The 22,774-nt window shown below is 67.4% G+C and carries 19 protein-coding genes and 1 pseudogene; 11 read left to right on the forward strand and 9 right to left on the reverse strand.

What is annotated here, in order from left to right; all coding sequences use genetic code 11:
- Window positions 1–44: 44 nt before the first annotated feature.
- The gene (locus tag ACFXKA_RS21220; RefSeq protein ID WP_379428541.1) at window positions 45–239 is read right to left on the reverse strand and encodes a hypothetical protein; all 195 of its coding nucleotides are present in this window, start codon (window positions 237–239) and stop codon (window positions 45–47) included.
- Between the two features lie 111 nt (window positions 240–350).
- On the opposite strand from ACFXKA_RS21220, the gene ACFXKA_RS21225 reads away from it, so the two are divergent.
- Window positions 351–1,223, forward strand: a complete 873-nt coding sequence (locus tag ACFXKA_RS21225; protein ID WP_379428542.1) for a class II glutamine amidotransferase — start codon at window positions 351–353, stop codon at window positions 1,221–1,223.
- 29 nt (window positions 1,224–1,252) lie between these two features.
- Here the strand turns inward: ACFXKA_RS21225 and ACFXKA_RS21230 are convergent, their stop codons facing one another.
- Complete coding sequence (locus ACFXKA_RS21230) at window positions 1,253–2,050, reverse strand: HugZ family protein (protein ID WP_379428543.1); 798 nt, start codon at window positions 2,048–2,050, stop codon at window positions 1,253–1,255.
- 36 nt (window positions 2,051–2,086) lie between these two features.
- Window positions 2,087–3,316, reverse strand: a complete 1,230-nt coding sequence (dinB, locus tag ACFXKA_RS21235; protein WP_379428544.1) for a DNA polymerase IV — start codon at window positions 3,314–3,316, stop codon at window positions 2,087–2,089.
- A gap of 228 nt (window positions 3,317–3,544) precedes the next feature.
- On the opposite strand from dinB, the pseudogene ACFXKA_RS21240 reads away from it, so the two are divergent.
- The 3 genes and pseudogenes from ACFXKA_RS21240 to ACFXKA_RS21250 all read left to right on the forward strand — a co-directional run.
- A pseudogene (locus tag ACFXKA_RS21240) lies at window positions 3,545–3,700 on the forward strand (Tn3 family transposase); the annotation flags it as partial.
- A gap of 305 nt (window positions 3,701–4,005) precedes the next feature.
- Window positions 4,006–4,827 carry an alpha/beta fold hydrolase gene (locus tag ACFXKA_RS21245; RefSeq protein ID WP_379428636.1) on the forward strand — a complete coding sequence of 274 codons (822 nt, stop codon included), beginning with the start codon at window positions 4,006–4,008 and terminating at the stop codon, window positions 4,825–4,827.
- Window positions 4,828–4,919: 92 nt separating this feature from the next.
- A complete protein-coding gene (locus ACFXKA_RS21250; protein WP_379428545.1) occupies window positions 4,920–5,447 on the forward strand; it encodes a TetR/AcrR family transcriptional regulator in 528 nt (175 codons plus the stop codon).
- 148 nt (window positions 5,448–5,595) lie between these two features.
- Here ACFXKA_RS21250 and ACFXKA_RS21255 read toward each other — a convergent pair whose 3' ends face one another.
- On the reverse strand, window positions 5,596–6,834 hold the full coding sequence (locus ACFXKA_RS21255; RefSeq protein ID WP_379428546.1) for an FAD-dependent oxidoreductase: 1,239 nt from the start codon (window positions 6,832–6,834) through the stop codon (window positions 5,596–5,598).
- Between the two features lie 98 nt (window positions 6,835–6,932).
- Between ACFXKA_RS21255 and ACFXKA_RS21260 the strand changes: the two genes are divergently transcribed.
- Entirely contained in the window at window positions 6,933–7,982 is a 1,050-nt protein-coding gene (locus ACFXKA_RS21260; RefSeq protein ID WP_379428547.1) for a helix-turn-helix transcriptional regulator, read from the forward strand.
- Window positions 7,983–8,042: 60 nt separating this feature from the next.
- Window positions 8,043–9,947, forward strand: coding sequence for an alkyl/aryl-sulfatase (locus tag ACFXKA_RS21265; protein ID WP_379428548.1), 1,905 nt, complete (start codon window positions 8,043–8,045; stop codon window positions 9,945–9,947).
- A gap of 16 nt (window positions 9,948–9,963) precedes the next feature.
- Here ACFXKA_RS21265 and ACFXKA_RS21270 read toward each other — a convergent pair whose 3' ends face one another.
- Entirely contained in the window at window positions 9,964–10,602 is a 639-nt protein-coding gene (locus tag ACFXKA_RS21270; protein ID WP_379428549.1) for a TetR/AcrR family transcriptional regulator, read from the reverse strand.
- An 82-nt stretch (window positions 10,603–10,684) separates the two neighbouring features.
- Here ACFXKA_RS21270 and ACFXKA_RS21275 point away from each other — a divergent pair, with 82 nt between their 5' ends.
- On the forward strand, window positions 10,685–12,193 hold the full coding sequence (locus tag ACFXKA_RS21275) for an FAD-dependent monooxygenase (RefSeq protein WP_379428550.1): 1,509 nt from the start codon (window positions 10,685–10,687) through the stop codon (window positions 12,191–12,193).
- Between the two features lie 117 nt (window positions 12,194–12,310).
- On the opposite strand, the gene ACFXKA_RS21280 is transcribed toward ACFXKA_RS21275, so the two are convergent.
- A complete protein-coding gene (locus ACFXKA_RS21280) occupies window positions 12,311–14,341 on the reverse strand; it encodes an ArnT family glycosyltransferase (RefSeq protein WP_379428551.1) in 2,031 nt (676 codons plus the stop codon).
- Window positions 14,342–14,427: 86 nt separating this feature from the next.
- Here ACFXKA_RS21280 and ACFXKA_RS21285 point away from each other — a divergent pair, with 86 nt between their 5' ends.
- Window positions 14,428–15,666 carry a serine hydrolase gene (locus ACFXKA_RS21285; RefSeq protein WP_379428552.1) on the forward strand — a complete coding sequence of 413 codons (1,239 nt, stop codon included), beginning with the start codon at window positions 14,428–14,430 and terminating at the stop codon, window positions 15,664–15,666.
- 57 nt (window positions 15,667–15,723) lie between these two features.
- Here ACFXKA_RS21285 and ACFXKA_RS21290 read toward each other — a convergent pair whose 3' ends face one another.
- Together ACFXKA_RS21290 and ACFXKA_RS21295 are read right to left on the reverse strand one after the other, a co-directional pair.
- Entirely contained in the window at window positions 15,724–16,521 is a 798-nt protein-coding gene (locus tag ACFXKA_RS21290) for a TetR/AcrR family transcriptional regulator (RefSeq protein WP_379428553.1), read from the reverse strand.
- 73 nt (window positions 16,522–16,594) lie between these two features.
- Window positions 16,595–17,818, reverse strand: coding sequence for an oxygenase MpaB family protein (locus ACFXKA_RS21295; RefSeq protein ID WP_379428554.1), 1,224 nt, complete (start codon window positions 17,816–17,818; stop codon window positions 16,595–16,597).
- 558 nt (window positions 17,819–18,376) lie between these two features.
- Here ACFXKA_RS21295 and ACFXKA_RS21300 point away from each other — a divergent pair.
- Window positions 18,377–19,159, forward strand: coding sequence for an endonuclease/exonuclease/phosphatase family protein (locus tag ACFXKA_RS21300; protein ID WP_379428555.1), 783 nt, complete (start codon window positions 18,377–18,379; stop codon window positions 19,157–19,159).
- 381 nt (window positions 19,160–19,540) lie between these two features.
- On the opposite strand, the gene ACFXKA_RS21305 is transcribed toward ACFXKA_RS21300, so the two are convergent.
- Window positions 19,541–20,551 (reverse strand): AraC family transcriptional regulator, encoded by a 1,011-nt coding sequence (locus ACFXKA_RS21305; RefSeq protein WP_379428556.1) that lies wholly within the window; start codon window positions 20,549–20,551, stop codon window positions 19,541–19,543.
- 297 nt (window positions 20,552–20,848) lie between these two features.
- On the opposite strand from ACFXKA_RS21305, the gene ACFXKA_RS21310 reads away from it, so the two are divergent.
- Both ACFXKA_RS21310 and ACFXKA_RS21315 read left to right on the forward strand, forming a co-directional pair.
- A complete protein-coding gene (locus ACFXKA_RS21310; protein ID WP_379428557.1) occupies window positions 20,849–21,823 on the forward strand; it encodes a quinone oxidoreductase family protein in 975 nt (324 codons plus the stop codon).
- A 49-nt stretch (window positions 21,824–21,872) separates the two neighbouring features.
- A complete protein-coding gene (locus tag ACFXKA_RS21315) occupies window positions 21,873–22,766 on the forward strand; it encodes a TauD/TfdA dioxygenase family protein (protein WP_379428558.1) in 894 nt (297 codons plus the stop codon).
- Window positions 22,767–22,774: the final 8 nt, after the last annotated feature.

Genomic DNA, 22,774 nt, shown 5'->3' on the forward strand with positions numbered 1-22,774 from the left:
TGTGTTGCCGCCGTGGGTATTCCACTCCCGGCGGCGAATCCGCCTCAGTGCTGCAACCGCCATTCCGCATCCGGTTTCGGAAGCGGCCAGCTCCACCGGTTCTTCATGCGCAGCTCCAGTAACTGCTGTCGGCGACCACACGACTGCTCGGTGTCACCGTCGCCCTCGACGCAGTTGCGGTGGATCCACATCATCGCTTCCACCGTGCCCGAGAGGCGCATGGCGTCATGCTCGGGCATACGATGATGCTCGAGTACCGACGGCGTGTCCGACATGGCCCAATCATCCCCCAGCCCGGCCGTGCTGTCGTCCAGTCCACGCGTCTTCGCCTCTCGTGAGAGGAGTTGGTCATGTGTCGTCTGTTCGGACTCTCGGCCGCGCCGCAGCGGGTGCACGCCACCTTCTGGTTGCTGAAGGCGCCGGACAGCCTGTCCCAGCAAAGTCACCGCGAACCCGACGGCGTCGGCCTGGGCACCTTCACCGCCGCGGGCGCGCCGCTGGTGGAGAAGCAGCCGATCGCCGCCTACGAGGACAAGCTCTTCGCGGAGGAGGCCCGCGAACGCGAATCCGAAACCTTCGTCGCGCATGTACGCTTCGCCTCCACGGGCGGACTGATGATGCGCAATACCCATCCGTTCGAGCAGCACGGGCGCCTGTTCGCGCACAACGGAGTGCTGCAGGGGCTCGACGAGCTGGACCACGAGCTCGGTGACTATCGCCGACTCGTCCACGGCGACACCGACTCCGAGCGCTTCTTCGCCCTGATCACCGCCCGGATCGACCATCATGCGGGCGATGTCACCGCGGGCATCACCGACGCGGTCGGCTGGATCGCCGACCGGCTGCCGCTCTACGCGCTCAACCTGATTCTCACCACCGCGACCGAGCTGTGGGCCCTGCGCTATCCCGACACCCACGAGCTGTATGTCCTCGAGCGCGCCGCCGGTGGCGCACAGGGCGATCGGCGGCTCGACCACGCGAGTCACCGTCACAGGGGCATTCGCACCAGCAGTGGCGCGCTGACCGACTATCCCGCTGTCGTCATCGCCAGCGAACGCATGGACGACGACCCCGGATGGCGGCTCCTCGCCTCCGGCGAACTGCTCCACGTCGACGGGCGTCTGGACGTGCGGTCCAGCATCATTCGGGATTCCGCACCCCGCCACCTGCTTTCGCTCGCCGATCTCGACGAGACCGCCGCCGCCTCCCAGACCGCGCACTGACGATCACCGCTGCGGCATGGTCCGGTCGGTCACTCCGGTCGCGATACCCGGGCCAGATCGACAGTGGCCGTACGCAAGTCGGCGATGCTGTCGATCGGTGCGAGATAGCCGATACGGGTGACCGCGATGCCACGCGGGGTGGTGACCCGCAGGTCGAGGCCGAAGCGGTCGGCGCGTTCACAGACCGCGGCGGTCGCGTCCGGATAGCCGCCGCGGGCGTGGGCCATGTCCAGCAACGCGTCCGCGTGATCGTCATTGAGGTGTGCGATGGCACGGGCCGCACCGGGGATGATCGGATCGGCCTGGGCGGCCGCGTATTCGTCGGCGGTCGCGGAATCCATGCGGCCGTACCCGCCGACCCAGCGGGCCCGCTGCACACGCAGCACCCACACCGTGAAATCGCTGAAGTCGATGTAGGTCTTGGCCGCCGGGACCGCGGCCAGGTGGGCCTCGCGGGCCGCTACCGCCTCCTCGCCCTGCGGGCGTTCCGCGACACCGGCGAGCGTCAATCGCGTTCCGGCCAGCGGGTCCTCCGGTAACTCCGGGGTCACGATGGACAGGCTGGCGCGCGGATCGGCCGCCAGATTTCGGCCGTGCTCGGCCATCCGGGACACACACAGGACCGGTTGTCCCGCAAGCAGTCCATACGTGACGAAACTGGCCCAGGGGCCACCGTCGGCCGACAGGGTGGCCAGGGTGGCCGTATTCGTCGCCGCGGCAACGGTTCTGGCCTCATCCGCCGCGGACGGCCGGGTGGTGATCGCGATGGGGGTCAGCGGCGGGGGAGTCGAGGGCGCGTCGCCCGGGTCGCCGTGGTCGAGAGCCATGCGTCACAGGCTACCCGCGCCGCCGAACAGGACCGATCAGTCGGGAAGGATTGGCACCGACAGCCCTTCACCCTTCCGCAGCAGGGCCGCACGCGTGACGGTGCCCGCGCCGAAGCGATCGCGCAGTGCGTCCAGGGTCGAATCGAGGGTGGATTCCGCACGCGGCTCGAACGGCAGCGACAGCTGCATGGTGTCGGCGTCGTCCAGATTGGTAAGGGACAGGCCGATGAGAGTGAGGCCGCCGCGCTCCCGGATCAGCGGCATGGTCGCGGCCAGCAGAGTACGTGCCGCCCGCAGAACGGTCTCGCCGCTGTCGGTCGCCTCGGCCAGCGTGTGCGAGCGGGTGGCGCGCGTGAAATCGTCGAAACGCATGCGCAGCACCACCGTTCGGCACACCCGCCGGGCTTTGCGCAGCCGGTGCCCGAGCCGGTCGGCGAGTCCGTGCAGATACGCCTCGAGCTCCTCGTCGCTGCGATGGCGGCGGCCCAGCGCCCGCTGCGCGCCGATCGAGCGACGGCGTCGCCCGGTGTCCACGCGGCGCGGGTCCCGCGCCCATGACAGGGCGTGCAGATGCCTGCCCGTGGCCGGACCGAGCACCGCCCCGAGCGGCCCCTCACCCAGGTCCGCAAGCTGCCCGACCTTGGTGATGCCGCGTTCACGCAGCTCCCGCGCGGTCACCTCGCCGACGCCCCACAGGCGTTCCACCGGCAGAGGATGCAGGAATTCCAGCTCCCGGTCGGGCGAAACCTCCAGCAGCCCATCGGGTTTGGATACCGCGCTGGCCACCTTGGCCAGAAACTTCGTGCGCGCCACCCCGACCGAGATGGGCAGTCCGACCTCCGCGCGCACCCGCGCCCGCAGCCCGCGCGCGATATCGACCGGAGTGCCGGCGATCCGCCACAGTCCGGCCACATCGAGAAACGCCTCGTCGATGGAGATGCCCTCCACCTCGGGCGTGGTGTCGCGGAAGATCTCGAACACCGCCTTGCTGGCCTCCGAATACGCCGACATCCGCGGCGGCACCACGATCGCATCGGGGCACAAGCTCAGTGCCTGACGCACATTCATGGGCGTCCGCACCCCGAACGCCTTCGCCTCGTAACTAGCGGCCAGCACGACCCCGCCGCCGACCAGCACCGGCCGCCCCCGCAGCCGCGGACTGTCGCGCTGCTCCACCGACGCATAGAAGGAGTCCAGGTCGGCATGCAGAATCGCTGCCCGCTCGGGGCGCGCGCTCATCCTCGTGATCGAACCGGACACGAACATATGTTCGCATACCCGCCGGTCCGTTGTCTGCGTGTGCCGCTCACCCGGGGTCTCGGTAGTAATCGCGCGAAAAACAACACATATGTCTGGACCGGCAGCGATGGCGTTGTGATCGGTTCGGCCTGCGGGCGGGTGCGGTAGGCGCTCGGCGTGGCTGCCGATGAGGTTGGTCGGTGTGCGGGAGGTCGGGATTCGCCGCTGAGGAGTTGGCGCGGCTGCGGGAGTGCCCACGTGACCGATCAGCACACCACCTACGGCACCAAGGTCATCGTCACCACCCTCCGCGAGGCCCATTACGTGCTGGACGAAATCCTGGGCAACGCAACGGATCTGCCGATCACCGAGCATGCGACAGATACCGATGGCGTCACCTTGGTGAACTTCTGATGCGAGGGCGGTCAGATCGATCCAGAGGGCGGCAAGTTCGGCGTCGAGCAGCCACCGGCGGCTTCTGCGCCCGGGGCGCCAGACCGGAGGCAGTCCGGATCACCCAGCCTCGCCGCCGCTCTCGGCACAGTGTGTGCCCGCAAGCCGGATCCGAGATCAACTTCGCTACAGTGTAGATGTAGTCTACGATGTAGATAACACGTAGAGGAGTGGTGATCGTGGCTCGTCGCGATGGTTCGCGAATGGTCGAGGCGCCCGGCGCCCGGCTGTACACCGAATCGGCCGGGACCGGTCCGGTCTTGGTGCTCGTCTCCGGTGGCGGGGGTGATGCGGGGATGTACGAGGAAGTGGTGCCGTTGCTGGCCGATCGGTACACCGTCATCACGTTCGACCGGCGGGGGAATTCGCGTAGCCCGTTCACCACGGCCGATGCTGCGATCGATCCCGCGACCCAGGCCGACGATGTCGTCGCTGTCCTGGATGCTTACGGGATCGACCGCGCGTCCCTGTTCGGCAATAGTGGCGGCGGCATTGTCGCACTGGAAGTGCTTGCCCGGCATGGTGATCGGCTGGTGGCCGCGGTCGTCCACGAACCGCCGGTGATCCAGCTGCTGCCGGAGGACAGTCCCGCTCGGCAGGAGCTGCTGAACATCAACCGGCTCGCCGTGGAGAAGAGCCTGATGCGCGGCTATGCCGCGTTCGGCGCTCTGACAGCGCCGAACATGCCCGCAGTGTTGCGAACGACCGCGGGTCAGACTGTGCTGGCCGGCGCGAGCCAGGCGGCGCTGACGGTGGGATCGATGGTTCGGCGGATCAGCGGCCGCCGGCCGTCCACGATGACTCGCCAATTGCTCAATGCGAATCTGCTGCTGACGCGGGAAATGCCGGCGTTCTGCTTCGGTTATCGGCCCGATGTGGATGCGCTGCGAAAGGTTGAGGTGCCCTGGCGCCTGGCGACCGGCCGGGACAGCGTCGGCCGGTCGTACTACCTATCGACCGAGGCTCTTGCCGACGAACTGGGGATGGTGTGCGAGGAGTTCCCGGGCGGGCACGTGGCGTATCTGTTGCAGCCCGAGGAGTTCGGTGCGCGGCTGAGCGGGCTGCTGGGGGAGTTGACCTCGTGACTGCGGATAAGCGGCTCGCTCCGCCGACCCGGACGGTATTGAACCGCGAATACATTGCGATGCGTGCGCTGGCGCTCGTCGATGAGATCGGTATGGATAAGTTTTCGATGCGCAAACTGGGAACCGCCCTGGGTGCGGATCCGATGGCGGCCTACCGGCACTTCACCGACCAACAGGACCTGTTCGACGGTATGGCCGCGGCGATGTTCGACGAGCTGGAACTGGAAAAGCTGCCCTGGCAAGCGGATTGGCGCGAGATGATGCGGACCTACGCACATCGGCTGCGTTCCATCCTGGCCCGGCACCCGGATGCGGTACCCATCTTCGCCACCCGTCCGGTGCGCAGCGCGGCGGCCATCGACGTCGGCAATCGGATGATCACGCAGCTGACGGCGGCCGGCTTCGCGCCCGCGGCGGCGCTGCAATTGTCCCGTTGTCTCCGCGAATTCGCGATAGGCCATATCCTCAGCCGGGTGGCAGCGGCAGGGCGTGGCCGCAAGCCGGCGCGCGATTCGCCCGAATACAACGAACTCGCCGCCGCGGCCGACGCTGCGGCCGGCGACTACTTCGACATCGGGCTGACCGCCATGTTCGATGGATTCGACCGGAGCATCGGCTAGGTTCCGATCGTTTCGTTCGTCGCGAACGGCGACTGCCCGCGCTCTGTACAGCCGGTCCCGCCGCAAGCCGTGCAAGGATTCGCCCTTGCCACCCGGCGAGTAGCTGACATCGTGATCGAGCCCAGGGACACGGGCGTCGCGTGGCTGGTCAGTGACGCAGCCGAGCGGCTGCGGCCAGAATCGGGGTGCTCACGGCGGTGGCTGCGGCGCCGAGTGTGGTGTCGGTGGCCAGGATCCACCGGACGGTTTTCATGGCCAGGGTGAGAACTTCGCTGCCACGCCGGCGCATACCGGCCTCGAAATCGCTCACGGCGTCGGTGAGGGTGGTGGTGCCGTGGGCAGCGGCGCTGACGTGCTCGAGCAGGCTGGCGGCGTCGCGGATGGCCGCGCCCGCTCCCATTCCGGCGGTGGGTGGTGTGGCGTGGACAGCGTCGCCGAGTGCGGTGATACGACCCGCAGGCCAGGGCGCGAGATCGGCTGCGCGGGTGGAGGCGGCGTTGAAGCGGAACCCGGCCACGCTGTGCGGGTCGGCCTGGGCGATGACCTCGAGCGTGTGCTCGGCCCAGCGTCGCTCGCAGAACATGCCGAGCAGCGCGGCCTGCAACTCGCCGCCCCGCAGGTCACGCAGGGAATCGCGGACGGCGGATTCGGGGAACATGGCGCCCCAGATGTAGGTGGGTCCGGCGGTGATCGACATCCTCAGCTCGGGGGCGTCGAGCGCGGTGTTGCCGACCGGGTCGAGGAACCCGACATACAGTGCTGCCCCCCGCGGGCCGATCGCTGTCCCCGATCGTGGTTTCAGTCGCTGCTGCTCGCTGGGGCTGAGGTCTTGCAGGAGGGTGCGGCCACAGAACCCGATGATGCCTGCCGGGCTGTTGGTCGGGCCTCCCGCCAGGTGGCGGGCGACCACCGAGTGGGCGCCATCCGCGCCCACCACCAGGTCCGCGGAGACCGGCGCCTGATCGGTGAACAACACCTGCGGCGCGCCGTGGTCGTCGTGGCCGACGCCGGACACGCTGCATCCCAGGTGCAGGTCATCTCCGACCGCTTCGGCCAGCAGCATCCGCAGGGTGATCCGATCGACGTCGATGCTGCCGCTGCCGCTCAGATCCGGTCCGTAACCGAGCAACCGGCCACGGCGGTCCCAGAACGCGTCACGCTCGCGCAGCCGCAGCGCCGAACCCGATGCCAGCAACCGCCGCATGATCTTCGGTTCCACCAGATCTGTCAGCGCCGACTGAGCCCGCTCATCCAAGGTGATGTGGTAGCCGCCCGTCGCCGCTACATCGGTGTCGCGGTCGAATACCGCTACCTCGAACCCCCGGCGACGCAACCCCGCCCCCAGTGCGAGCCCACCGATCCCGCCACCTACCACGACTACCCGCATACCTGACCGTCCTCTCCACCACTGCCCGTCCGAAACAGAACCCCACACTGACACCGGTAGTGGCCACCGAGTGGCCACAACCCGGTCATGATGGGACGATGGCGAACACCTCACACCGGGCGTTGCGACTGCTGTCCCTGCTCGGAACAGGCCGGCAGTGGTCGCTGCGCGAGCTCGCGACCCGGCTCGGAGCCAGCGAACGCACCATCCGCCGCGACATCGAAACCCTGCGCCAGCTCGACTATCCGATCACCACCATCCACGGCCCCGACGGCGGCTACCGGCTCGGCGCCGGACGGACCCTGCCGCCGCTGCTGTTCGATCACGACCAGGCCCTCGCGATCGCGGTGGCTCTGCAGACCGCGCCCAGCACGATGTTCGGCCTCGGAGACGACGCGGCGCGGGCACTGGCCACTCTGCACCAAGTCATGCCCCCCGCGCTGCGAGCATCCATGGAATCCCTGCGCCTGACCCGGCTGCGGAACTATTGGGAGTTCCCCGCGCCCCCGATCGACCCGGCCGCCCTCACCACCGTCGGAACCGCGGTCCGCCACCGCCACCTACTAGTCACCGAGACACTGCGTCCCGACGGCACACGCCCCGAACCCGGTGACCCCGACTTCCTGCCCGCCCACCGCATCGAGCCCCATCACCTGGTCGTCTGGGCCGCCCGCTGGTACCTGGTCGCCTACGACGTCACCGACCATCGATGGCGAGTACACCGCGTCGACCGACTGCACACCCGCCCCACTACTCAGCATTTCTCCGCCCGCGCGCTTCCCGGCGACGACCTCGCCCACTTCGTGATGAGCACCCACGACCGGGGCGACACCCCTGCAGACTGGCCATACACGGGCACCGCTCGGCTCAACCTGCCCGCTCACATCGTGGCCCGCTGGGCACCAGGAGGTTCCGTCGTGGAACACCTCGACACCGAGCACTGCCGACTCACTCTCGGCGCCTGGTCCTGGGCCGGCATCGCCGGCATCCTCGCCACCTTCGACACCGAACTCACCGAACTCCACCCACCCGAACTCGTCCACGCATGCCGCCGCCTCACACATCGCTGCCGGTCCAGCCATATGTGTTGTCCTTCGCGCGATTACTACCGCGACCCCCACCCGACCGATTCGCGCCCCAACGGCTGAGGCGTAGTTTTCAAGGCGCGGCAACACTTCGGGCAACACGGATCGAAGAATGGAGTCGACATGTGCACCCAGCCGAAACCTGCGACCCCGGAGACCGCCCGCGTGCATCGTGACGCGGCTGCGCGCTACGACCTGGCGAACGTGCAGGACTACTCGGATGTGCGACGCGGCCTGATCGCCGAACTGCCGGGGAGTGTCATCGCCGGTGACGGTTCGGTCATCTTCGACCCGCATGCCCTGGACTGGATCGAAGAGGGTGCGCCCGCGCCCGACACGGTCGATCCGAGCCTGTGGCGGCAGAGTCAGCTCATCAAACTGGGTGGCCTGTATCAGGTGTCCGATCGGATATACCAGGTCCGTAACAACGACATGGCCAACCTGACCGTCATCGAGGGCGACGACGGATTGATCGTGGTCGACTGCATGTTCGGGGTGGAGTCGGCGAAGCAGGGCATGGACCTGATCCGCGCGCACGTTTCCGACAAACCGGTCGCGGCCGTCATCTACACCCACACGCACGTCGACCACTACGGCGGCGTGAAGGGCGTGATCGATCCCGCGGACGTGGCGTCGGGGAAGGTTCCGATCATCGCCCCGGGCACGATCAAGTCGTTCGACAAGTTCGCCATCGGTGAGAACGTCATCGCCGGAAATGCCATGTCGCGCCGCAGTTTCTACGCCTTCGGCGGTCTGCTGGACCTGAACGCCACCGGGCACATCACCTGCGGCATCGGCATCATCTCCACCAAAGGCGCGACCGTCTCCTACATTTCGCCCACCGACTCGATCACCGAGACCGGCACGCGGCGCGAGATCGCCGGACTGGAGTTCGAATTCCTCTACGCCCCCGACACCGAGGCGCCTGAGGAACTGCATATCTGGATTCCGGAGCTGAAGGCACTGACCTGCGCGGAGAACGCGAACCATGCGCTGCACAACATTCAGACCCTGCGTGGCGCCCGCACCCGCGATGCCCGCAATTTCGCCCGCTACCTCGACGAGTCACTGGAACGGTGGGGCGACGATGCCGTGGTGCACTACGGCCCGCACACCTGGCCGGTATGGGGCAATGACCAGGTGTGTGCCCTGCTGGAAACACAGCGCGACACCTACAAGTACATCCACGACCAAGCGCTGCGGCTGGCCAACAAGGGATATACCCCGTTGGAGGCGGCCGAGATCATCGAACTGCCCGATGAATTGGGCCGCAACTGGGCCAATCGCGGCTATCACGGCACCGTGCATCACAATGTGCGCGCGGTGTTCACCAAGGAGCTCGGCATGTGGGACGGCGATCCGGTGTCGCTGCACCCGCACACGCCGGTCGACTCGGCCACCCGCTTCGTCGAATTCGCTGGAGCCGACGCGATTCTCGCCGAAGGCCGGCGCGCTTTCGAGGCCGGCGACTATCGGTGGGCGACCGAGATCCTGCACAAACTGGTCTTCGCCGATCCGGGCAATACCGCGGCCCGGGAATTGCAGGCCGACGCCTACGAGCAGATGGGGTATCAGGCCGAGGGGCCGCAGTGGCGGGGCGTCTTCCTCAGCGCCGCAAAGGAATTGCGTGCGGGTGTGCAGCCGCCGCCCTATGTGACGGCCGGCCCGGACTCGATTCTGGCCATGCCGATCGACATCCTCTTCGACTTCGTCGCGGTCCACGTGATCGGCGAAAAGGCCACCGGCGCGAACATCGGCATCAATCTCGATTTCACCGATTCCGGAGAGCAGTGGACGATGTGGGTGCGCCGCGGCGTTCTCAACGCCCGCCGGGGGCGCGCCGACGATGTCCGGGTGACGGTGTCGGGCCCGAAGGCGGCGCTCGTTGGGGTGCTGCTGACCCCGGGCAGCGCCGGGGAACTCGCCCGCTCGGGCGCCATCACCCTCGACGGTGATGTGACCGCACTCGGCGAACTCGCCACGTTGCTGGACGATTTCGAGCCGACATTCCCGATCGTCACCCCCTGATCGGGCGATACTCGGGCTACCGGCGGCGGTCCTCGCGGACCGTCCCGGCGAGGATGGCGGTGAGGCCGGCGGTGAATCTGCGGTCGCGTTCGCCGGTCATGATGGAGATGGTGTCGCCGGTGGGGTTCGGGCGAGGGGCATCGGCGGTGAGAGCCGAGACCAGCGGCTGCCATTCGCCGGACCGCTCGAGTTCCAGATAGGCCTGCTCCTCGATGACGAAACCGGTTGTGTAGGAGCGCAGGACCGATTGCAGGTCGCCGGGTTCGAAGGGCGGCACGACGATGCCCTGCAGGAGTGTCATGAGGGTGCCCGACAGTTCCACCGTGGCCGCGAAGGGGGAGTAGGAGCCCGCGACGATGCGACCGCCGTCACGGAATCGGAGCATCGCCGCGCGCATGCGCTCGCAGCAGGCGATGACCTGGGCGAGCGTCGGGGCGTCGAGGTCGATATCGGACAGGTCGATGGTGGCGTAGACGGCATCGGACATGGCGCGCTGGAGATCTCGGCGATCCTTCAGATGCTTGTACAGCGCGCCGGGAGTCACCTCGGCGGCCGCTGCCAGTCGCCGCATGGTGAGCGCGTCCAATCCGTTCGCCGACACGTACTCGTGGGCGATTTCTACCAGCCGATCCCGGCTCAATCCGCGTTTGACCATCGGTCCAGAGCCTAGCGGTGGGCACGCGGCGGCCGGGTTTGCATGGTTGACGATACGAATCACCTCCCTTAGCCTTCGTCTGGTGAACAATGTTTACCAGACCGGTGTCGTCATCGCCGGAGCCGGTCCGACCGGGCTGATGCTCGCCTGCGAATTGCGGCTCGCGGGAATCGAAGTGGTCCTGCTGGATGCCCTCACCGCCCGCACCGGACAGTCACGGGCGGGTGGCATCAATGCCCGGACCATGGAGATCCTCGATCAGCGCGGGCTGATGGAGCGAGTGCTGCCGCACGGCTATGTGTTCCGCGGCCGGGGTCCGGGGCATTTCGCCGGGCTGCCCATCGAGTTCGGCGATCTGGCCACCCGGTATCCGACCGGACTGGTCATCACTCAGGCCGATCTCGAGACCCAACTCGACCGGTACGCAACCGAATTGGGTGCACCCGTGAGATGGGATTCACCGGTTGTCGGCCTCGAGCAGGACTCCGATGGTGTCGAGATCCGGGTCGGTGGTGCGCACGGCCGCCGCGTCCGGGCCGCATATCTGGTCGGCTGCGATGGTGGCCGCAGTGCGGTCCGCAAGCTGGCCGGGATCGAGTTCGCCGGGACCGACGCGACCATGGTCGGCATGATCGCCGACGCCGAACTGGCGGACCCGCCGCCCGGCTGGATCCTGACCGAGCGTCGCGGGCCGGGTGATTTCTCGGTCCTTCCATTGCGGCCCGGCTGGTTCCGGCTCATGGTCAACCGGCACGACCGCGTCCTCGACCACGCGGCCCAACCCTCTTTCGAGGATTTCCGGGCATCCTTCCGCGAGGTGGCCGGCGCCGACTACGGGATGCACAGTCCCCGCTGGGTGTCGCAGTTCGGCGACGCGGCCCGCCTGGCCGAACGCTATCGTTCGAACCGCGTACTGCTGGCCGGCGATGCCGCGCACATCCATTTCCCCGCCGGCGGCCAGGGATTGAACACCGGGGTGCAGGATGTCGCCAATCTGGGTTGGAAGCTGGCCGCCGTTCTGCACGGTCGCGCGCCCGAGGCCTTGCTCGACACCTACGAATCCGAACGCCGGCCGGTCGCCGCGCGCGTCCTGCAGAACACCCGCGCCCAGACCGCGCTCATGCGCCCCGGGCCGCACACCGAGGCGCTGCGCGAAACGCTCGCCGGACTCTTCGACATCGACGAGGTCCGAAACAGCCTCGGCGGCATGCTCTTCGGCCTGGACATCCGCTACGACGTCGGCGACGGCCACCCGTTGTCCGGCTATCGCGTCCCCGACGTCGACCTCACGCTGCCCACCGGCGGTACGCGCGTCCACGAACTACTCCGCAGCGGCCGTCCGGTCCTGCTGTCCCTGAACGGAATCCGCCCGCGACTCGGCGATTGGCGGGGTCACATCGACGTCGTCCACGCCCGCTGCGATGCGGGCCGGTGGCCGGTACCCGGCCTCGGCGACATCCCCGCGCCGACAGCAGTCCTGGTCCGGCCGGACGGCTACGTGGCATGGGCCGCGGATGAACACTGCGACACAGGTCTTTTCGAAGCGCTCAGCGCCTGGGTCGGTCCGAGTGCTGCTGCACCACGGGCCTGACAGGAGCAGCGCGCGTTCACGAGGTTCTCCATGGCCGGCCGGAAAGGCCTCGGCGGCGTCCCCGGATCGATGGGACTCGGTGGGCCGAGCCGGAATCCGGGGACGCCGCCGTAGGGATCAGTGCGGCTGGACCGTCAGGTCGTAGGCGGCCATGTAACCGAAGTGCTGGGTCGCCGTGTAGTGGGTGGTCACCCAGTCGAGGATCTCCTTGTTGCCCGTCGGACGCCAGACGCCCTGCTTCGCACCCGATTGCGCGGGGGCGGCGGTGTCAGCGGGCTTCGGATCCACCCGCCAGGAGTCGGGCAGCGGGACCTCGGGAGCCAGGTAGTAGGTGATCTCGTGGTTGCGGACCATGTCCTCGAACTGGGGCAGCGTCGGCACCGGGTCCTCGGAGGTGAAGCCGCCGATGGCGAGGACCGATGTGCGGCTGGCCAATTCGAGCCCGGCCGCGGGCGACGAACGGTCGATGGCTGCCGACCACTTGGTATTGGTCTGCTGCAGCAGCGTGACCAGCTGCGGATCGGTCTGACCACCGAACAGCGTCTCGAGCTGCTTGCGGAACTGGTCGGCCGGTCCGGCCTTCTTGGGCCGAGCCGGGCCCACGGTCGGGCCGCCGCCGGTGTGCGACTGCGGCAGGGTCGCGGCCGCATACGCCGTGGAGCCGGTCAGGCCCGCGATCACACCGACTACGAGCAGCACCGTGGTCCCGCGGCCGCGCAGCCGGTCCCAGCGGGCCGCGATCGGCAGCGCCAGCACGAGCAATCCCAGCGCCGTGATCACCGTGACCGCCAGCACCGTCCAGCGCAGCCACGGCTGCCAGTCGGAATTGCGTTGCAGCAGCACGAAACCCCAGATCCCCGCCGAGAGGATCAGGCAGGCGCCGCCCACGCGGCCGAACGCCTCGGCCCGTCGCCGCCACACCTCGTACGCGCCGATGGCGAAGCAGCCCGCGATCGCCGGGGCGACGGCGAGGGTGTAGTAGGCGTGCATGCCCGACTTCATCGCCGAGAACAGCACCCCGTCGATGACCAGCCACAGACCGAACACCAGCGCCGCGCCGCGGATCAGATCGGTGCGCGGCCGGCGGCCCCGCGACACCAGCACCAGCACGAACGCGAGCAGCGCGGCCGGCAGCAGCCACGAGATCTCGAAACCGATTTCACCGGTGAACATCCGGTCCGGCCCGTTGCCGAACCCGCCACCGAACCCGCCGCCCTCGAGCGCCTTCGGAATCTGGTAGCCCTCGGGCAGTTCGAAGGGGTTCTTGGCGTTGCCGCCCATGTGGTTCTTGCCCAGATAGCGGGCGAAACCGTTGTAGCCCAGCACCAGGTCCATGAAGGTGTTGTCCTTCGATCCCGCCAGGTAGGGGCGCGAATCGGCGGGCCAGACAATGGTGAGCAGCACGTACCAGCCGGAAGAGACGATCAGCGCGCCCAGTGCCGCCAGCGAGTGCAGCAGCCGGTTGCGCAGCGTGGTCGGCGCGACGATCACATAGGCCAGCCCGAGCGCGGGCAGCACCATGAGGCCCTCGAGCATCTTGGCCAGGAACGCGAATCCCAGTGCGACACCGGTCAGCACGATCCACTTCAGGCTCGCCCGTGGCAGCGCGCGCACGGTGCAGTAGGCCGCGGCGGTCATGAGCAGCACCATGGCGGCGTCCGGATTGTTGAACCGGAACATCAACGCCACCACGGGCGTCACCGCGAGCACCAGACCCGCCAGCAGGCCCGCGCCGCGGCTGCGGGTGACCCGGGTGACCGCGCCGTACATGAGCGCGACCGCACCCACCGCCATGATTGCCTGCGGCGCAAGCATGCTCGCGCTGCTGAACCCGAACAGCTGCCCGGACAGGCCCATGACCCACTGTGAGACCGGCGGCTTGTCGACGGTGATGAAGTTGCCCGGATCCAGCGACCCGAACAGCAATGCCTTCCAGTCCTGCGATCCGGACCAGGCGGCCGCCGCGTAGAAGCCGTTGCCCATCTGGTTGACCGTGATGTTCCACAGGTATGCGACGGCGGTGCCGATGAGCAGCAGCGCCAGCGCCGGCCGTTCCCAGCGGCGGGCAGGGGAGAGGCCTTCCGATGATGTCTCGGACGGCGGGGCGGTCGGTTCGGACGGGGCCAGCTCGGCAGTGGTCACGCTCACCGCGGGAGTGTGTCGCGCCAGCCGGTGAAGACCCTGACTCCTTGCTGGGAGCTTCCTGTGAACCGGGATCTCCCTATGCTGGTCGGATGAGCCCAGGTATGACAGCGCTGGTGCGGATCGACCCGGACCTCGACGCGGTGACCACCCTCGGACCCGAAGCCGACCCCGCCGATGCCGGACTCGCGCCCGGCGATATCGAGGCGATCTGGCGATCCGTGCAGGACTGGTACCGCATGGGGACCACACCCGCCATCCAGGTGTGCCTGCGCCGTCACGGTCACATCGTGCTGAACCGGGCCATCGGCCACGGCTGGGGCAATGCGCCCAAGGATTCCCCCGACGCGGACAAACGCCCGGTGACCCCCGACTCGCCGTTCTGCGGATTCTCCACGGCCAAGGGCGTATCCGCCGCCTTGATGTTCATGCTCATCGAGCAGGGCGCCTTCGCGCTCACCGACCCGGTGCGCGACTACATCCCCGAATTCGCCGGCCATGGCAAGGACCGCATCACCATCGGTGACGTCCTCTCCCATTCCGCGGGCGTCCCGTTCATCACCCCGCCCCACCGCGGCTCGGACCTGGTCCTCGACGAGGAGCTCGCCGTCCAGGGCCTGGCCGACCTGGTTCCGAGCTGGCCGCCCAACCGGTTTCGCGTGTATCACGCACTGACCGGCGGACTGATCCAGCGCCTGCTGGTCCAGCGTGCCACCGGCAAAGCCATGCGCGACCATCTGCGCGAACAGGTCCTCGAACCACTCGGCTTCCGCTGGACCAATTTCGGCGTCCGCCCCGAGGACGTCGACCAGGTGGTGCCCAGCGTCAAGATCGGCCCCGGACCCTCCAAACTCTGGCGCCACCTGGCAGGCCGGGCCCTCGGCGGCGGCCTCTCCGGCCCGACCGACCCGGCCGCCGCCCGCGCCTTCCTCACCGCCGAACTCCCCTCCGGCAACCTCGTCACCACCGCCGCCGAACTCTCCCGCTTCTATGAAATCCTCACCCGCGGTGGAGAACTCGACGGAATCCGCATCATGCGCCCCGAAACCCTCGCCGCCGCAATCCAACCCGCCCCCTGGCTGCCCGGTATGGCGGGCCGGGTCTCCGTGGCGGGCTACGAACTGGGCGCCCGCCGCTCGAAGTTCGGCCGCAACACCGAATCCCACTTCGGCCGCAGCGGCCTCACCACCCAATACGGCTGGTCCGATCGTGCCCGCAACCTGTCGGGCGCCATCCTCACCAGCGGCAAGGCCCAGGCCGACGCCGACCGCCCCTGGCGCCTGGTCAACCAGATATCCGCGACCATGAATCCCCGCACCGATCGCGGATGATGGTTCGGCCACCGTGACAGAACCGGACTTCGCAAGGCGATCGCCAGTGTTCGCGTGCTATCGCCTGTGCGGGTCGAGCATGGGGACCAGGAATTGGCGGGCGATGGCGGCGAGTTGTTCGTCGTCGTCGAGGTCGACGACCTGGCTCGGAATTGCCAAGAACGAGGCGCAGATTCGGACCATCAGCTCGGCGACCAGCTCGATGTGCAGGTCCGGGGGAATGGTGCCGGCCCGCTGTTCCTGGCGGAGCTGATGGGCTACGAACTCCCGGACCATGGCGACCGCTCGTCCGTCGTCGCCGACGAGTGAGCTGACGAAGTGGTCGGGTTCGGCGGTGATCAGTGCGCCGATGAGGGGGTTGCCGCGCAGTGCGCGCAGGGAGCTCACGAATCCGAGAACGACGCGGTCGCCGAGATTCGTCGCCGCCGCGATATCGACGAGGAATGTGTCGAAGTACCGGCGGAATTCACGCAGGATGACGCGTTCGACCAGTTCTTCTTTGGTGGCGAAGCGGCGGTAGACGGTAATCCGTGAGATCCCCGCGGTGCGCGCGACATCTTCCATGGTCGAGCGCTGGATACCCCACCGCCGGAATTGTTCCTCGGCCGCGTCGAGGATGCGGGTGCGCATCGGGTCGGTGTCGTCGACCTGTTCGACGGCCTGCAGGTAGGCGCGTTCGAGCAAGGATTTCCCAGCGGGGAGCTCATTCGCGGGCGGCGCAGATTCCACGGTGTCCTCCTGAAACATCTTGTCCTGCGTCAGTTCTCGGGCTGCGCCGCGATCGCGCTTCGCCTGATGTTCGCGTTGCACGCACTCCACATCGTTGTTGATACGCGGGTACGTTAGCTGTTTCATCGAGTCCAGCGGGGGATCACGCGCCGGGCCGAGTGTCGTCCGTACCGGAATGTTCCTGGACGAGGACGGCGAATCATCGGTTGGTCAGCGGGATTTCGATACTCAGCGGCATCCGTAGTTCGGCCATGTACCACAGGGCGAACTGGCGCAGGAACTCGTCGAACATCCAATAGGGGGCGTCCACCACCGGTGCCACCGACAACACTCCTTCCCGAACCGCGACGAACGGGCCCCACGCCACCTCGAGCAGCGGGCTCCAGACCGGTTCCCGAGGAATGTTGAGCCAGTCGGCGACCTTGTCTCCCATGATGAATCGCGTGAACGCGCCCAGAATGCCGCGGCTGAGCAGCGTCAGGTCGAGATCGGCGCCGAGGTTGAGCAACTGGTTGGCCAGGTCGTTGCCCTCGGCGGTCGGTGCCAGGATCGGGTCGAGCTGCTGGCTTGCCTGCGCGTCGGCCTGCTCCCAGGTCGCCGGGATGTACTCGTCGCGAATGCCGAGCAGATGCGCGGCCAGCTGCCAACTGTGCAGGTAGCCATCGGATTCGGCGGCCGGGATGGGGACTTTCCACGCGGTGAGGGTCCGCATTATGGTGGTGGCCAAGCTGTGCCAGGTGACCATCATGTCGTCCTGGCTGATCGGCGTGACGCCTGCGGGCCAGTGCGGCGACTGCGGCAGCAGATGCCGCACGGACGCGTGGATGATCCTGGTTTTCACACAGGTCACGATCATCTCGCCACCGTCTCCGTAGGCGTTGACCGTGCCGATGTCGTACCCGAATTTCGCGGTCTTGGCGATGCGCTCCTTCAGGTGCGATCCGCCGCGTGAGTAGTACACCGCGAGCGCCTCGTGCGGGATGACCGTGGACATCATGCCGCTGGCGAACGCATACAGCACGCCGAGATACAGACCGCGCTTCTTGTTGAACTCGAAGGAACTGGCCAGCTTGCCCTGGTCGGCCCACGAGGGCAGCTGACGAGCAGATGCTATGAAGTCCGCCAAGCCTTTCGGCAGGCCGGCGGGCAAGGGCTGGTCGTTGTAGACCCACGTCGCCAGCAGCCTGTTGACCTCGGGCACATCGGCGTGGTCGATCACCTCCGCCAGGACGGAATCGGCATCGGGGTCGTACACGGTCAACGGGTCGGCGCCGCCACCGGCGCCGACCACCGAATCAGCGGGCGACCACCTCCATGGCTCCGCCCTCGCGGTACGCGCGGTCAGTGCCATCGCACCGACGACGCCCAACAAACCGCCACCTGTCCTCAATGCGTCGCGCCTGCTGAGACGGTGTGCATCCATGCCGATTTCCTGTTCGTGAGTCTGATACAGAGACACATGCGATGTATCTGTGTATCTTGATGAGAGCACACCGTGACGGCTGTCACAACCAGTTGGCACGAATTTCCAGACGAAGGACCGGCCGATGAATCCGTACGTCGTTATCCAGAATCTGCTCAACCATCTGGACCTGGGGTCGGCGGGAAGCGGGGTTCCGGTGGTAATCGCGCGAGAAACAATGACGTTGCCTTGACCGCAGTGGAGACGCCGGACGCCGCCCGGCTACATCGTCGCGCCCGGCGCAGACAACCGAGTAAGTCGCGTTTTCGCCTGTCCTGGTCTCCTGTCTCCGGTTGGCCCTCGACATGTGTTGTGGGACTTGTGTGTTTGTCTGGTGGGGTGATGTCGAGGTTGGTTCGGGTCGGTGTCGGCGTGCTCGCGTGGGTTGCGACACTGTCGGGAGCCGCTGGGGTCGCGTTGCACTTCAGTCGGTCTGGGTCGCGAGTGTTGGTCTTGGCGGCTTCGGGTGCGCCGTATCTGATGGGTGCCGCGCTCGTTGGGACTGTGGCGTTCATAGCCATGAGACGTTGGATCAGTGCGGGTGCGGCCGTCGTGGTGGTGGCCGCTGCGGTGTGGACTCAAGCTCCGCTGTACGTCCATCGCTCGGGTGGTGGCGAAGGGCCCGCGGTGATGGTGATGCAGGCCAATCTTCTGTTCGACGGAGCGGATCCTCGGGCGCTGGTCGACCAGGTGCGCGCGCGGAACATCGGTGTGCTGACCGTCAACGAACTCACTCCGGCGGAGGTTGAGGGTCTCGGCCGTGCGGGGCTCGACCAAGTGTTGCCCTACCGGTATCTCTCCCCGGGCAGAACCGCGGCCGGGACGGGAATCTGGAGCAGCTATCCGCTGTCGGAGACTGTCGAGTATGACGGGTTCGTGCTGAACCAGCTCTCGGCGACCGCAGACATTCCAGGCGCTGGACCGGTCACGGTGTACGCCTTCCATCCGGTACCACCGGTGTTCGGCACCCAGGTGTGGGCCGACGAGTTGTCCCGTCTGCACGAGATTCTCGAGCGGTCGCCATCGGATCGGCCGGTGATCGTCGGTGGTGACTTCAATGCGACCTACGATCATTGGCAGTACCGCGCCTGGTTGTCAGGACGTTTCGCCGATGCCGCCGTACAGGCCGGCGCCGGGCATCTGGTCACCTATCCCACCGACAAATGGTGGCCGCCCGTGGTCGGTATCGACCATATCCTCATCGCCGAGGGACGAACGGTCACGGTGGAGACAGCGGACCTACCGGGCTCAGACCACCGCGCCCTGGTAGCGCAGATCCGTCTGAACCATGGAAGGCAGTAGGAGCGGCCCCGTCGCGCTGGCAGAACGCTCGGGAATCGCCATTTAGGCTCGGACACAACCATTTCAGATTGGCCTGGACTCCGGCTCGGATGGCGTTCAGCGGTCGGCCGGGGTTCGATCGAAGATCCGGCGGAAGACGTCGTCAGCGTGGCTGGTGGGTTCCGGGGGTGCTGGTATGAAGGAGAAGGTCCGGGTGCCGTCCGAGCGGTGGCCGGCACGGAGGAAGAGATCGGCCGGGTGGGCGGATTGGTAACGGCGGTAGGCGAATTCGTAACCAGGTTCGCCCGCACATGAGAATTCGACCTCGGAGCCAACTCGGCCGTCGATCGAGGACATCCTGTGCCGCAACGGTGTTGACTGCGTGCCGCACACGGGTGAGGCCTACCGCGGTTCGGGTGGCTTGGCCTGGGTGCGCCAGGTTCGCGGGCTGCAGCCATGGCGTTTGGTGAACCAGCGGGTGAAGTTGCTGGGGGAGGAGAAGGCCAGCATTTCGGCTATCTGGGTCAGGGAGTGGCGGCGATTCGCGACCAGGTGCTGAGCCAGTTCGGCGCGGGTGGAATCCAGTAGGGTGGTGAAGGTTTCGCCTTCGGCGGCGAGGTGCCGGTGGATGGTGCGGCGGTCGACCCCGAGGCTGCGAGCGATCTGTTCGATCGAGCAGCGTCCGGTCGGCAGCAGGAGTTCGATCAGTTCCCGCACGCGGTCGATGGTGGTGGCGGGGGCGAGGTCGGCGGAGTCGAGGAACTGCTGGGTGTAGGTGCGCAGCAGCGGGTCCGACATGGCGTTGCGCGCATCGAGATCGGTTGTGTAGATGATGATTCCGTTGAATTCCTGACCGAATGTGACGCTCGGCCCGAGCATGCGGTGATGGGTGCTGCGGTCGGACGGCGCGGCGTGGGTGAATCGGGTCTCCACCGGCTGCCAGCCGCTGCCGAGGAATCCGCGCAGCAGGCCGTGCAGCACTCCGACGGCGAGTTCGATGGACTGGCGGGTTTCGCCGGGTTGTCCGATGTCGAGCCCGAGCCGGATGGTGGCGAGACCGTTGCGTTCGGTGAGGCGGGTGTGCAACGCCTCGTTGTACATGTGCGCGTGCCGGGACATGATCCGCAGCGCGCTGCGCACATCTGGTTCCTCGCGGATGACCAGGCTCAACGGGCCGAGGTTCGCGATGCGCCGCCGCTCGGCCAGGCGCAGCCCGAAGTCCTCGCACTGCGCGGTTGCGGCGGAGCGTTCGAGCAGCTCGGCGATGGTGGCGGCCGGCACCCAGCGGTCCTGCAGGGTCAGGCTCGCCGGGTCGAGTCCGGATTCGCGCACCAGGCGGACCGGATCGAGGCCGACGGATCGGCCCAGCTCCACGTAGTTGCTCAACGCGGCATAGCGGGCGAGCGGCTTCACCGGGCATCCTCCTGTGTCCCGAAGTGAATGGATTCCTGTCCCGAGAGGATAAGCAATCGAGTGTGATCCGGCTTACTCTATGTTCATCACAACGAGTTGACCAGCGGAAAGCCGGGACATCGCGGTCGGTGAGCGCACCCGGCCCGGATTCCGCGGCTGGTCTTTCGTTCTCGATAGCCCGGGCCTCCGAGCGTCCCCGCAGCCGCGGGCACGCGACGGGTCGGTGCCGGGTACCCCTGTCGGACCCAGAACGCCGATCGCCGCCCCGGCGCGGTCGCGTCCAAAAGGAGATGCACTGTGGCACAAGCTGTTCGCTTTCACGAAACCGGCGGACCCGATGTCTTGCGGTGGGAGACAGCCGAAGTCGGCGAGCCCGGACCGGGCGAGGTCCGGATTCGGCACGAAGCGGTCGGCTTGAACTTCGCCGACACCTACTTCCGCACCGGCCTCTACCCCGCGGCGCTGCCGGCCGGCATGGGCGTCGAGGCGGCGGGCGTGATCGAGGCGGTCGGTCCGGACATCACCGATTTCCGGGCAGGTGACCGCGTGACCTACACCGGCAGCCCCCTGGGCGCCTACAGCACCGAACGAGTGATGCCCGCCGAGCACCTGATCCGGCTGCCACAGGAGATCGCGTTCGAAACCGCCGCCTCCATGACCATGCGCGGACTCACCACCGCCTACCTGCTGCGACGCATTCACCCGCTACGCGCCGGGGACACCGTGCTGCTACACGCAGCCGCCGGCGGCGTCGGCTCGCTGTTCACACAGTGGGCGAAGTTGCTGGGCGTCACGGTGATCGGGACGGTGTCGAGCGAAGAGAAGGCCGCGATCGCCCGAGCGAACGGCTGCGATCACGTCGTGCTCTACACCCGCGAGAACGTCGCCGAACGAGTCCGGGAGATCACCGACGGCAAGGGCGTGCCCGTGGTCTACGACAGCATCGGAAAAACCACCTATCAGTCGTCTCTGGATTGCTTGGCGCGGCGCGGCCTGCTCGTCTGCTTCGGCACCGCGTCGGGCCCGGTCCCCCCGATCGACGCCATGCAGCTGGCAGTGAAGGGTTCACTGTTCGTGACACGCCCCGCACTCGCCGACTACATCGCCGACCCCACCGAACGAGCCGAACTCGCGGGTGAGCTCTTCTCCCACGTCGCCGCGGGCCGCATCCGCGTCGACATCAACCAGCGCTACATGCTGCCCGACGCGCAGCAGGCGCACCGCGACCTCGAGTCCGGTCGCAGCGTCGGCACCTCGGTCTTCGTGCTCTGACACTCAGGCCGCCCATTGCCGCGGCTCACACCCCCCTTGGAGGACTGTCATGACAACCCTTACCCCACCCGAGGATTCGACCCTGCGCTCGTCGATCGGCGTGACACCGCTGACCTGCACCATCGGCGCCGAGCTGTCCGACATCGAACTGGCCGCAGCGGCGCACGACGACGACCTTTTCGCCGAATTGCGCGCCCTGCTGCTCGAATACAAGGTGCTGTTCGTCCGCGATCAGGACATCAGTCGCGCCGACCACGTCGCGCTCGCTCGTCGCTTCGGCGAGCTGGAGGACCATCCGGTCGCCGGCAGCGACCCCGATCACCCGGGCCTGGTGCGCATCTACAAGGATCTGGACAGCGCGCCCGAACACTACGAGAACGCCTACCACTGCGATGCCACCTGGCGACAGCATCCGCCGATGGGTTCGGTGCTGCGCTGCGTGGAGGCGCCGCCCGTCGGTGGCGACACCATCTGGGTGAATATGGCCGAGGCGTATCGGCGTCTGCCCAACGAGGTCAAGATCCGCATCCAGGGCCTGCGCGCCCGGCACAGCATCGAGGCCAGCTTCGGCGCGGCCATGCCGCTGGAGCAGCGTCACGAACTGGCGCAACGCTTTCCGGACGCCGAGCACCCGGTGGTACGCACACACCCGGAGACCGGCGAGCAGATCCTGTTCGTCAACTCCTTCACCACACACCTGGTCAATTACCACACCCCCGAGAACGTGCGCTTCGGCTTCGATTACGCGCCGGGCGCGGCGGAGCTGCTGCACTACCTGATGCGGCAGGCCGCGGTCCCCGAGTTCCAGGTGCGCTGGCGGTGGACACCCAACAGCTTCGCCATCTGGGACAACCGCTGCACCCAGCATTACGCGGTCCAGGATTACTGGCCCGCGGTCCGAAAGATGGAGCGCGCCGGGATCATCGGCGACCTCCCGTACTGACATCCCTT

The sequence above is a fragment of the Nocardia sp. NPDC059228 genome, assembly GCF_042754245.1.
In the GTDB taxonomy this organism is placed as follows: Bacteria; Actinomycetota; Actinomycetes; order Mycobacteriales; family Mycobacteriaceae; genus Nocardia.